The following is an 11,116-nucleotide window of genomic DNA, read 5'->3' as shown; positions in this document are numbered from 1 at the left end:
GGACCCCGCCCGCCCCGCGTAGAGCGAACGGCGACTGTCAGTGTTGGCGTCACGCTGCCCCGTCTCGCGAACGACCACGGCGGACTGCACACGTCACAGTCCCCGGTCCCGGTTCCAGCGGCTCACGTGCACCGCGTAGAAGACGTTCCCGATGCCGGCGGTGAACATGAGCAGCCAGAAGTGAACCCACAGCGACTGGCGCCGCCGCCGGGGACGCATACCGCCGACAGCTGCCGCAGCGGACGCCGCGGCGGAGTTGCTGTTGTGGATGATGATCGTCGGTTGCTGCCCGTGCGGCGGGGAGGGCGGCTGGTCCGGTGCTGTCGTCATGCTGCGTCAACTCCTCGGTGCAACGGGCGTACTAGAGCGAGACGCACCCTAGGAGCGGCTGAGCGGGCGGCGGAGCCGAACCACCGCAGCGTCACCCGGTCGGGGACCGGATCGACGTCATCAGCCTGCGGCACGCCGTACAGGACGGCGCGATCGCCCCGGGCGGGGCGCCGGTACCCCGCTCGTCCGGCGAACGCGCCCGCTACCGTGGCCGGGGCCAGCACGAAGGGGAGGGCCGATGGCGGCACGCAAACCACCGACGGAGCGGCAGCGGCGGCTGGGCGCGGAACTGCGGAAGATGCGCGAGAGCGTCGGGCTCTCCCTGACGGATGCCGCGCGCGTGCACCGCTCGGACAAGGGCACCCTCAGCAACACCGAGTCGGGCCGCTACGGCGTGGGTGCCGACCGCGTCCGGGTCTGGGCGGCCAGCTACCGCTGCCCGGATCCCGCGTACGTCGATGCGCTCGTCGAGATGGCGCGCGAACGGCGGTTCGCGGGACCCGGCTGGTGGGACGAGTACGCGGACGTGCCCGGCATCGCCCTGGACCTCGCGGAGCTGGAGCACTACGCGGTGCGCCTCCGCACGATTCAGATGACGCACTTGCCGGGGCTGCTCCAGCACGAGGACTATGTGCGGGCCGTCTTCGAGGAGGAGGTGCCCGCGCTGGCCGCCGACAGCTTCAGGCAGCGGCTCGACTTCCGGCTCCAGCGCAGCCGCGTACTCGACAGGCCGCGCTCCCTGCCCTGCACCTTCATCATCCACGAGGCGGCGCTCCGTATGCGCTTCGGTGGCCCCGTCGTCATGAAGCGGCAGCTGGAGCACCTGCTGGAGCAGTCCGAGCGGGAGAACGTGGACATCCGGGTCCTGCCCTTCGAGGCGGGCGGTTTCCCAGCGAGCGCGGGGTCAACCCTCTACGCGTACGGGCCGGTTCGGCAGCTCGATACGGTACACACGGACACCAACGTGGGGTCCTCGTTCCTCCACGCGGAGACGCATCTCGCCAACTTCCGTGCGGTGCTGGACCGCTGGGAGGAGCTGTCCCTGGAGCCGCACGCCTCGCGCGACTTCATCCGCGAGGCGGCACAGCAGCAATGAGAGCGTGAAGCAGAGTGGAACCTCAGTGGCGCAAGTCCTCCTTCTCCGAACAGTCCGGAGGGGACTGCATCGAGCTGGCCGCGCACGAAGACGGAGTCCTCCTGCGGGAAAGCGACGACTCCGGCGTCATAGCCCTGATCCCCGCAGCGCGGCTCGGCGCCCTCCTCTCCAGAATCAAGTCCGGGCATATGCCATTTTGCCCTTCCGATACAAAACGTTGAGAAGCAATTGCTGTAGACGCTACGGTTGAAGCAACTCCGGACCGACACGGCCCTGTTGGCCGGAACACAAAAGGGCCCCGGCGGTGACTGCACCACCCCGGGGCACGGCCGACACCACAGAGGAGCGTCAGCATGGGCCATCCTATCCGGCTTGCCCTGAGCCGAACAGCCGCACCGGCGGTGACGGCATGACCGACGACCCCGCACTCAACCCCACCCACCGCGGGCTGCGCGTCAGCCGGGTACCCGGCAAGTCCGTGCACCGGGACCCGCACGGCCGCTACGCCATCCCCCTCTGGCTCCAGCGGGACGTGCGGTTCGACACGGACCTCACCCTCCAGCTCACCCCGGCGGAAGCCGAACTGCTGCACGCGCAGCTCTGCTTCGCCCTGGACGCCGTTCCGGAACCCGTGACCACGTCACCCGAGCAGACGCCGGACTGCCGCAACCCACAGCACGGACGGACGGAAGTCCGCTGGCCGTGACGGTCGGCCGCCGTGGCGCGGGCCGGTGAACGCACTGCACGCACTGCACGCGCACTGCACGCGCACTGCACGCACTGTCACCGGTCCGCGCCGTTCGTCCCTTCCGGCACCGCGATGGTGCCCTGGGCGACGGCGCACAGGGTGGCCGTTCCGGCGTCGTCCAGGGTGGACAGGTCGCAGCGGCAGACGACGCGGGAGCGGCCGGCCCGTACGACCTGTGCGTGAGCGCGCAGGACGGCGCCCTGGCCGGGCTGCAGATAGTCGATGGTGAGCCCGGCGGTCAGCAGCCGGGGACCGGCGGCGCTCCCGGCGGCGAAGGTGAGCGCGTTGTCGGCGGCGTAGCAGAGCACGCCGCCGTGCACGAATCCGTTCTGCTGGCGCAGCTCGTCGCGGAGGTCCAGCTCCAGCGTCGCCGCGCCGTCGCCGAAGGCGGTCAGCCGGGCGCCGAGCAGGCGACTGAAGGGCTGGGCTTCGAGCACCTTGCGGGCGAACTCCAGGCCCGGCGTGTCGTTCACGTCGTTCACGGGGCACCTCACTTCACTAGTGAAGTGAGCCTGCAGCGCGCCCCGGACCTCTGTCAAGATCGAGGCATGTCCGAGCCCGACGAGCGCCTGTTCTTCCTCCTCCAGCGCGCGGCGCACCAGCTGCGTACGGCCGCGGACCGGCGGTGTCTCGCCGCAGCCGGGGTCACCACGGCGCAGCTCGGCGCGCTGTTCGCGGTGGACGGCGAGCCGGGCGTCACCCAGCGGGGGCTCGCGCGGACGCTCGGGCTGCGCGAGTCGGCCGTCACCGGCCTCGTCGCCCGGCTGACGGGCGCCGGGCTCATAGCCAAGCGGGCGCACCCTTCGGAGCACCGCGCCGTGGTGCTGGAGCTGACCGCCGAGGGCGCGGCGGCGCTGCGCGCGGCCCGGCCCGAGGTCGACCGCTTCAACGAGGAGCTGCGCGCCCTGCTCGGGGAGCAGGGCTTCTCGCGCACCGCGGCGGCGCTGTACCAGCTCGCCCACTGGGAGGGGTGAACAGCGGTGCGGCGTCCCGCCCGGCGGAGAACAGGGCCGAACGGCCCGCGCGAACGAGCAGCGAGGCCACCTCCCCAGGTCACAGCGCGCTCGTCGTCCGCACCCACGAGGGCGCGGCGCCGGCCGCCAGATCCGCGTGGCCGTGAGCCGCCTCTCCATGGTGGTCGGCGGCGGTGATGAGCTGGTCGAGCCGGCTGAGCGTGTGGGCCATTCCCTCCACCCTGGCCGCGAGGCGGTCGCGTTCGGCGCGCAGCATGCGGCGCTGTGTGGCGGTGGGGCGGCCGTTGTTCACACAGGGCAGCAGGGCCGCGATGGCGCGGCTGCCGAGGCCGGCCGCGTAGAACTGCTGGAACAGGCGTACCACTTCGACGGTGTCCTCGGTGTAGCGGCGCTGTCCCGACGGGGTGCGCTCCGGGCTGAGCAACCCCTGTTCCTCGTAGTAGCGCAGCGCACGCACGCTCACACCGGCCCGCTGGGCGAGCTCTCCGATCTTCATCGCCGTGTCCCCCTTCCGCTCCCTCGCACTTGACTCTCACGTCAGCGTGAGGTTCTAGCGTAGCGGGCATGGACATTCGAAACGAGATTGCCCTGGTCACAGGCGCGAACCGGGGTATCGGGCACAGCTTCGTCACCGAGTTGCGGAGCAGAGGCGTCACGAAGATCTATGCGGCCGCGCGCCGGCCGGAGACCGTCCCCGAGCTGCCCGGCGTCGTCCCGCTGACGCTCGACGTCGGCGATGACGCGTCCGTGGCCCGAGCCGCGGCCGCGGCCGACGACACGACGCTGCTCATCAACAACGCCGGGGTGTCGACCTACGCCCGGCTCACCGACGGCGCGGAGGAGGACATCCGGCTGGAGATGGAGACCAACTACTTCGGCACCCTGCGCATGGTGCGGGCCTTCGCTCCGGTGCTGGGCGCCCAGGGCGGCGGCGCCGTGCTGAACGTGCTGTCGATCATGGCGTGGATGGCGTACGAGCACTCCAACAGCTACGGCGCCTCCAAGGCCGCGGCCTGGGCGCTGACCAACGGCGTCCGGTACGAACTCGCCGGTCAGGGCACCCAGGTCACGGCGCTGGCGATGGCGAGCGTCGACACCGACATGATGGCCGGCATCGAGGACGAGAAGTCGGACCCCGATGTGATCGCCAAGGCGGCGCTGGACGGCCTTGCGGCCGGTTCCCTCGAAGTGCTGGCCGACGGGCGGACGGTCCAGTGGAAGTCCCGGCTCGGCGAGGGCCCGGCCCTGCTGTATCCGCAGCTGTCCGCACCCGGCGCCGCCGGACGGTAGGCCCGTACCGCTCGCTCCGAGCCCGAGCTCCCGGCGCGGGCTCACCGCTCGGGCTCAGAGCGCGGGCTCAGCGCGCGGGGATGCGCCGGTGGATGTCCTCCAGCATGTTCCGCATCGATATACGGAACATCTCGGCCGATTGGCTGCCGAGATGGGCCAGGTGGCCAAAGGTCTCCAGGGTGACGAGCCCGTGCATATGCCCCCACGCGCTCGTCAGGAGGACGAGCGCGGCGGGCGGCAGGCCCTCCTGCCGCCCGGTCGGCTGCAGCTCTTCCAGATATGCGCGCAGCTCGGGGGAGAGCGGCGGCAGCTCGGCCGCGGCAAGCTGCTCCGGGCTGAACCCCCCGAACATCTCGCGCTCGAAGATCGCGCCCATCCGGCGCACCGCATGGGTGGTCGGCCCGTCGGAGGGAGCCGCGTAGTACCGCAGGGGCGCTCCGTAGAGGAGCTGGAACCGCTCGGGGTGCTCTACGGCCCAGCGGCGGTAGCCCTCCGTGGCGACCACGAGCCCCGGCAGGTCCGGGTCGTCCGGCGGGGCGTCCACCGCGGCCTGCACCGCTCCGGCCAGTTCGTCGTAGGTCTTGGCGATGAGCGCTGTGACCAGGTCGTCCCGCTTCGGGAAGTAGTGGTAGAGCGCCTGCACGGTCATACCGAGGCTCCGGGCGACCGCGCGGAGGGACAGCGCCGCGGGCCCGTGCTCGGAGATGTGACGCTCGGCGGCGTCCAGGATCTCTTGGGTGGCGGCGGCCCTGCGCCGCTGGCGCAGAGGAGACAGGACCGCCGGTCGTTCATCCGCTGGCATGCCGCGACCGTACGCCGACGGCCGCCCGAGCGGCATCTGAGCGCTGCCGAGTTTCAAAAAAACTTAACACTGCCAAATCCTTTGGATTCTCACTAGCTTCGTCCGTGACGACGAAGAGTGCGGCACCGCACCTGCCTCTGACGGGGTCACGAGCCTCGTGGAGCACCGCGTCGATTCCCACGTCATACCCGGCTGTTTCACGTCATCTGCCTCGTGAAGAGATATAAGGAGATTTTCCGTGTTCCATCGCATAGCCGAGCTGACGATCCGTCGGCCACGGCTGGTACTCATCGTCGCCGTTGTGGGCGTGGTGCTCATGGGCGCCGTGGGCGCCGGCGCGTTCGGCAAGTTGCAGGGCGGCGGCTACGACGACCCGTCGTCCCAGTCCAGCCGGGCCACGCAAACCATCGAGAAGAAGTTCGGCGGGGAGACGAACCTCGTCCTGCTCGTCCGGCCCTCCCAGGGCGGCGTCGACACCCCGGCCGCCGAGAAGCGCGGCCGGGAGCTGGTGGCCGATCTGAAGAAGGAGCAGGACCTGGAGAACGTGGTCTCGTACTGGGACACGAACAGCCCCGACCTCCGCTCCGAGGACAGCCGCGAGGCCATGGTGCTCGCCCATGTGAAGGGCGACGACATCGAGCAGCGGGAGAACGCCAAGAGCATCACCGACGAGCACGCCGCCACGCACGGGGACGACTTCACGATCCAGGCCGGCGGCACCGCCGCCGTGGGCAACGACATGGGTGAGCAGTCGAACAAGGACCTCGTCCTGGCCGAGAGCATCGCCATCCCGCTGACCCTCCTGCTGCTCCTGATCGTCTTCGGCACCGTGGTCGCGGCCCTGCTGCCGCTGGCCATCGCGGTCATCGCGATCACGGGCACGTTCGCTGAGCTGTTCCTCCTCGGCAGCTTCGCCGACGTCTCCATCAGCGCGATCAACCTGACCACGGCCCTGGGCCTCGGACTGGCCATCGACTACGCCCTGCTGCTGATCAACCGGTTCCGGGAGCAGCTCGCGAGCGGGGCCACCGTGGAGGACGCCGTCCGCAAGACGGTGAACACCGCGGGGCGGACGGTGGCGTTCTCCGCCGCGACCGTGGCCGCCGCGCTCGCGGCGCTCATGGTGTTCCCGCAGTACTTCCTGCGCTCGTTCGGCTACTCCGGGGTCGGGGTCGTCGCCATCGCGGCCATCAGCTCCCTGTTCGTGATGCCGGCCCTGTTCGTCGTCCTGGGGCACCGGGTCAACAGCGGGAAGCTGCCGTGGGCGAAGCCGGGGCAGCGCGCCGAGACCCGCACGTCCCTGTGGGGGCGGCTGGCCCGCACCGTGATGCGGCGCCCCGCGCTGACGGCGCTGCCCGTCCTCGCGGTGCTGCTGGTGGCGGCGAGCCCGCTGCTGGGCATCAACTTCGGCACGCCGGACGAACGCGTACTGCCCAAGGACGCCCAGAGCCGCCAGGTCGCGGAGGCGCTGCAGAAGGACTTCGGCGGCAACGACGACACGGCCCTCCACATCGTCGTCGACAAGGCCGTGGACAAGGCACCGCTGGCGTCGTACGCGGCCGAGCTGTCCGGGCTCAAGGGCGTCGCCCGCGTCGAGGCCAGCACGGGCGTCTACACCGACGGCCAGGACGCCGCGAGCGGCCCGGGGAACGCCGCTCTCGGCCGTCCCGCCGCCCAGCAGCTCAACGTGGTGACCAGCCTGACCCCGCGCTCGGACGCGGCTCAGGACCTGGTCGAGGAGGTCCGGGCCGTCGACCCGCCGACCGGGACGCAGCCGCTGGTGGGCGGAACCGACGCCGCGCTGGTCGACGCCAAGGACTCCATCGGCGACAAGCTCCCGCTGGCCATCGCTCTGGTCGCGCTGACGACCTTCATCCTGCTCTTCCTGTTCACCGGCAGCGTCGTGCAGCCGCTGCGCGCGCTGGTCCTGAACATGATCAGCCTGGGGGCCACCCTCGGCGTCGTCACCTGGATCTTCCAGGACGGCAACCTCTCCGGCCCGCTCGGCTTCACCGCGCAGCCGATGGAGGTGTCCATGACCGTGCTGATGTTCTGCATCGCCTTCGGCCTCTCGATGGACTACGAGGTGTTCGTCACCAGCCGGATCAAGGAGCTGCACGACCTGGGCGAGGAGAACGAGTCCGCCGTGGTCAACGGCCTCGGGCACACGGGACGCATCGTCACCGCCGCGGCCTTCGTGCTCGCGGTCAGCTTCTTCGCCTTCGGGGTGTCCAAGGTCAGCTTCCTGCAGATGTTCGGCATCGGCAGCGGGCTGGCCATCCTCATCGACGCCATCGCGGTACGCGGTGTGCTGGTGCCCGCCGCGATGCGCCTGCTCGGCCGCAGGGCCTGGTACGCGCCCGGCTTCCTGCGGACGTTCCACGCGCGGTTCGGCCTCAGCGAGGGCGGCGACGAGCCCGCGTCGGCGCCCGCGTCCGCGTCCGTGCCCGCGCCCGGCGCGGCGGGCGCGCCCGGTGGGCCGGGCGCCGCGGGAGAGCCCCCGCATGTGAAGGACTCGACCCGGGTCTGACCACGCCAGGACACGCCAGGACCGGTGCCCGCCTCCCTCCCCGGAGGCGGGCACCTGCACGTCGCCGCCGGTCCGGCCTACTCCGCCGCGCGCCGCTGGACAGCGCTCCGGACGGCCTGGGTGATCTCGTGCAGGGCGTCGAGCTGCTCGGGGGTGAGGGCGTCGACCAGGCATGCCCGCACCTCCTCGACGTGCCCGGGGGCGGCCTCGGCCAGCGCCGCGTACCCGGCGTCCGTGAGCTGCGCCATGGCGCCGCGGCGGTCGCCCGCGATGCCGCAGCGGGTGACCCAGCCCGCCTTCTCCAGGGCCGAGACGGCGTGGGACAGCCGGCTGCGCGAGGAGTTGCACAGCTCGGCGAGGCGGGTCATGCGCAGTGCGCGGCCGGGGCTCTCGGAGAGCATCACGAGGATCTCGTAGTAGGCCACGGGCATCCCCGCGTCAGTGCGCAGCTGTCGGTCGAGATGGGCCTGGAGCTCCATCGTCGCGGCCGTGTACGAGCGCCATATCCGCTGCTCATGCGGGGTGAGCCAGCGGGTCTGCACGGGGTCTGCCATGGCTCCAGGATACAGATGGTTGAACGCTCACCCTTATCGCGCTATGGTTATTGAAAGCTCAACGAAAACTCCTTCGACCGTTCTGGAGAGCCACCATGTCCACCCCCTCCGACCTGGCACTGCCCGGCTACACCACCGGGACCTGGACCATCGACCCCGTCCACTCCGAGATCTCGTTCACGGTCAAGCACCTGGGCATCGCCAAGGTCCGCGGCCGTTTCGACGCCGTCGAGGGGCAGATCGTCACGGCCGAGAACCCCCTGGAGTCCACCGTCAGCGCGACCGTCCACACCCCCTCGGTCTCCACCGGAAACGACCAGCGCGACGGGCACGTACGGGCCGAGGACTTCCTGCACACCGAGCAGCACCCGGAGATGACGTTCCGCTCCACCGGCGTGCGCGCCGCGTCGGGCGACCGCTTCTCGGTCGACGGCGAGCTGACGCTGCGCGGCGTCACCCGCCCGGTCACCCTCGACGTGGAGCTGAACGGCTTCGGCACCGGCATGGACGGCAAGCCGGCCATCGGCCTCTCCGCGTCCACCGAGATCAACCGCTCGGACTTCGGCGTCACGGCGGGCCCGGCGGGCGCGGTCGTCGGCGAAGCCGTCCGGATCACCCTGGAGATCGAGGCCAACCAGGTCTGACGCCACCGCGCCGCGGAGCTTGCTCGTCCGCAGAGCCCACAGAGCCCGCGGAGCCCGCGGAGCCCGCGGAGCCCGCAGAGCCCACAGAGCCCACAGAGCCCGCGGGGTGGCGGTCCTGGCCAGCTGGCGAGGGCGTTCTGGCCAGTTGGCCGTGGCGGGCGGGGGGCGGTTGGTCCGTAGTCTCAAGACATGCGCGAAGACGGGGGTGTCCTGGGCCTTGGATCGCGGTCGCTGCTGCCCGGTGAGCTGGCGGCGGCAGCCGCGGCGGACGGGCGTGTCCGGCGCACGTTCCGGGACGGGGCGGTGGACGCGCTCCTCTTTCTGGGCGCGGGGCTGGTGGGCCTGGTGGTGCTCGGGCTGGCGGAGTCGGGCGACGAGCGCCCCGGCTGGCTGATGGACCTCGACCCCCTGCTGGGCCTGCTGGTCTGCCTGTCCCTGTGGTGGCGGCGGCGCTTCCCGCTCGCCGTGGCCCTGCTGGCGACACCCGCGGTGGGCTTCGCCAACAGCGCCTTCGGCGCCGGGTTCATCGTCATCGGCAACCTCGCACTGCGCCTCCCCTGGCAGCGTGCGGTCCCGGTGCTGGCGCTGTATGCGGCGGCGGAGGTCCCGTATGCGCTGCTGGTCCCCGCGCCGAACGGCGAGATGGTGGGCCAGGCGGCGTTCACGGCCTCGTATGTCCTGGGGGCCTTCGCCTGCGGCAGCGCCCTGCGGGCGCGCCGGGCGCTGGTGCTCAAGCTGCGCGAGGACGCCGATCGGGAGCGCGCCGACCACGCGCGGCGGCTGGCGCACGCCCGCCGGGCCGAGCGCGAGGCCATCGCCCGGGAGATGCACGATGTGCTGGCGCACCGGATCTCCCTCCTGTCCGTGCACGCCGGGGCGCTGGCCTACCGCACCAAGCAGTCCGACACCGGCTCCGCCCCCGCCCTCAGCGACGCCGAGATATCCGACAGCGCCCAGGTCATCCGGGGCAACGCGCACCAGGCCCTGGAGGAGCTGCGCGAGGTGCTGCACATGCTGCGGGACGACGACCCGGAGTCCGCCGGCCGGGAGGAGAAGGGAAGAACCGCACCGCAGCCCCGCATCGGCGACATCCGGGAGCTGGTCGAGGAGGCGCGAGCGGCGGGGCAGCAGGTGGGGCTCCATGGCCTGCCCGGCGCGGAGGAGTTGAGCCGGGACGGCGCCGCGCCGCTGCGCCCCCAGCAGCAGCGGACGGCGTACCGCGTGGTCCAGGAGGGCCTCACCAACGCCCGCAAGCACGCCCCCGGGGCCCCGGTCACCGTCCGGTTGAACGGCGGTCCGGGCGCGGAGCTGACGGTCGAGGTCAGCAACCCGGAACCGACCGGAGGCAGGGACGGACCGGAGATACCGGGCGCGGGCGCGGGGTTGACGGGGCTGCACGAACGCGTGGAGCTGGAGGGCGGCACCCTGGAGTACGCGGGCAGGGACGGCGTCTTCGTCCTCCGCGCCCGGATACCGTTGCCCGCGAGGTGAAAGCCATGATTCGCGTACTGCTGGCCGACGACGACCCGTTGGTCCGCGCGGGGCTGAAGCTGATGCTGCGCGGAGCGGACGGTATCGAGGTGGTCGGGGAGGTGGAGGACGGCGGGGGCGTGGCGGAGGCCGTGCGGCGCAGCACGCCGGACGTCGTGCTGATGGACATCCGGATGCCGGTGCTGGACGGCATCGCCGCGACCCGGGCCCTGGCCAGGAAGGAGGCGGCGCCGCAGGTCATCGTGCTCACGACCTTCGACGGGGACACCACCGTCCTGGAGGCCATGCGGGCCGGGGCCGCGGGCTATCTGCTCAAGCACACCGAGCCGGAGGAGATCGTCGCGGCGGTGCGCCGGGCGGCGGTCGGCGAGCCCGCGCTCTCCCCCTCGGTGGCGCGCACCCTGATCGCCTACGCGGCGGCGAGTCCCGCGGACAGCCGGGCGGAGAAGGCCCGCAGGCAGCTCGCCCAGCTGTCCGGGCGGGAGCGGGAGATCGCCGCCGCTGTCGCCGAGGGCCTGTCCAACACCGAGATCGGCGCCCGGCTCCATCTCTCCACCGGCACGGTCAAGGCGACCCTCTCCAGCGCCCTGAGCAAGCTGGGGCTGGACAATCGCGTCCAGCTGGCCCTGCTCGCGCACGACGCGAACGGGGAGGGGG

At 71.7% G+C, this 11,116-nt stretch carries 14 protein-coding genes; 9 read left to right on the top strand and 5 right to left on the bottom strand.

Features of this window, described 5'->3' with window-relative positions; translation table 11 throughout:
* Positions 1 to 93 precede the first annotated feature (93 nt).
* On the bottom strand, positions 94 to 330 hold the full coding sequence (locus G5C65_RS21280) for a hypothetical protein (protein ID WP_165300492.1): 237 nt from the start codon (positions 328 to 330) through the stop codon (positions 94 to 96).
* A 238-nt stretch (positions 331 to 568) separates the two neighbouring features.
* Here G5C65_RS21280 and G5C65_RS21275 point away from each other — a divergent pair, with 238 nt between their 5' ends.
* From G5C65_RS21275 to G5C65_RS21265, 3 genes are all read left to right on the top strand, one after another.
* Complete coding sequence (locus G5C65_RS21275; protein WP_165300491.1) at positions 569 to 1,426, top strand: Scr1 family TA system antitoxin-like transcriptional regulator; 858 nt, start codon at positions 569 to 571, stop codon at positions 1,424 to 1,426.
* A gap of 14 nt (positions 1,427 to 1,440) precedes the next feature.
* Positions 1,441 to 1,647: a DUF397 domain-containing protein gene (locus G5C65_RS21270; RefSeq protein ID WP_165300490.1), complete on the top strand. Its 207-nt coding sequence runs from the start codon at positions 1,441 to 1,443 to the stop codon at positions 1,645 to 1,647.
* Positions 1,648 to 1,835: 188 nt separating this feature from the next.
* On the top strand, positions 1,836 to 2,132 hold the full coding sequence (locus G5C65_RS21265) for a hypothetical protein (RefSeq protein ID WP_165300489.1): 297 nt from the start codon (positions 1,836 to 1,838) through the stop codon (positions 2,130 to 2,132).
* A gap of 77 nt (positions 2,133 to 2,209) precedes the next feature.
* Here G5C65_RS21265 and G5C65_RS21260 read toward each other — a convergent pair whose 3' ends face one another.
* Complete coding sequence (locus G5C65_RS21260) at positions 2,210 to 2,647, bottom strand: hotdog fold thioesterase (RefSeq protein WP_165300493.1); 438 nt, start codon at positions 2,645 to 2,647, stop codon at positions 2,210 to 2,212.
* A 75-nt stretch (positions 2,648 to 2,722) separates the two neighbouring features.
* On the opposite strand from G5C65_RS21260, the gene G5C65_RS21255 reads away from it, so the two are divergent.
* On the top strand, positions 2,723 to 3,148 hold the full coding sequence (locus tag G5C65_RS21255) for a MarR family winged helix-turn-helix transcriptional regulator (protein ID WP_165300488.1): 426 nt from the start codon (positions 2,723 to 2,725) through the stop codon (positions 3,146 to 3,148).
* A 79-nt stretch (positions 3,149 to 3,227) separates the two neighbouring features.
* Here the strand turns inward: G5C65_RS21255 and G5C65_RS21250 are convergent, their stop codons facing one another.
* The gene (locus tag G5C65_RS21250) at positions 3,228 to 3,644 is read right to left on the bottom strand and encodes a MerR family transcriptional regulator (RefSeq protein ID WP_165300487.1); all 417 of its coding nucleotides are present in this window, start codon (positions 3,642 to 3,644) and stop codon (positions 3,228 to 3,230) included.
* Between the two features lie 68 nt (positions 3,645 to 3,712).
* On the opposite strand from G5C65_RS21250, the gene G5C65_RS21245 reads away from it, so the two are divergent.
* Positions 3,713 to 4,438: an SDR family oxidoreductase gene (locus G5C65_RS21245; RefSeq protein ID WP_165300486.1), complete on the top strand. Its 726-nt coding sequence runs from the start codon at positions 3,713 to 3,715 to the stop codon at positions 4,436 to 4,438.
* Between the two features lie 67 nt (positions 4,439 to 4,505).
* Here G5C65_RS21245 and G5C65_RS21240 read toward each other — a convergent pair whose 3' ends face one another.
* A complete protein-coding gene (locus G5C65_RS21240) occupies positions 4,506 to 5,240 on the bottom strand; it encodes a TetR/AcrR family transcriptional regulator (protein ID WP_165300485.1) in 735 nt (244 codons plus the stop codon).
* Positions 5,241 to 5,478: 238 nt separating this feature from the next.
* Here G5C65_RS21240 and G5C65_RS21235 point away from each other — a divergent pair, with 238 nt between their 5' ends.
* The gene (locus G5C65_RS21235) at positions 5,479 to 7,770 is read left to right on the top strand and encodes an MMPL family transporter (RefSeq protein WP_165300484.1); all 2,292 of its coding nucleotides are present in this window, start codon (positions 5,479 to 5,481) and stop codon (positions 7,768 to 7,770) included.
* Positions 7,771 to 7,847: 77 nt separating this feature from the next.
* Here the strand turns inward: G5C65_RS21235 and G5C65_RS21230 are convergent, their stop codons facing one another.
* A complete protein-coding gene (locus G5C65_RS21230) occupies positions 7,848 to 8,324 on the bottom strand; it encodes a MarR family winged helix-turn-helix transcriptional regulator (protein ID WP_165300483.1) in 477 nt (158 codons plus the stop codon).
* A gap of 95 nt (positions 8,325 to 8,419) precedes the next feature.
* Here G5C65_RS21230 and G5C65_RS21225 point away from each other — a divergent pair, with 95 nt between their 5' ends.
* The 3 genes from G5C65_RS21225 to G5C65_RS21215 form a co-directional block, all read left to right on the top strand.
* Positions 8,420 to 8,968 carry a YceI family protein gene (locus G5C65_RS21225; protein ID WP_165300482.1) on the top strand — a complete coding sequence of 183 codons (549 nt, stop codon included), beginning with the start codon at positions 8,420 to 8,422 and terminating at the stop codon, positions 8,966 to 8,968.
* Positions 8,969 to 9,157: 189 nt separating this feature from the next.
* Positions 9,158 to 10,459, top strand: a complete 1,302-nt coding sequence (locus G5C65_RS21220) for a sensor histidine kinase (RefSeq protein WP_165300481.1) — start codon at positions 9,158 to 9,160, stop codon at positions 10,457 to 10,459.
* A gap of 5 nt (positions 10,460 to 10,464) precedes the next feature.
* Positions 10,465 to 11,116 (top strand): response regulator (locus tag G5C65_RS21215; protein ID WP_165300480.1); only part of this gene is annotated, 652 nt, incomplete at its 3' end.

The organism is Streptomyces boncukensis (assembly GCF_011045075.1).
Taxonomy (GTDB): domain Bacteria; phylum Actinomycetota; class Actinomycetes; order Streptomycetales; family Streptomycetaceae; genus Streptomyces; species Streptomyces boncukensis.
This window is presented reverse-complemented; position numbering and strand designations above follow the sequence as displayed.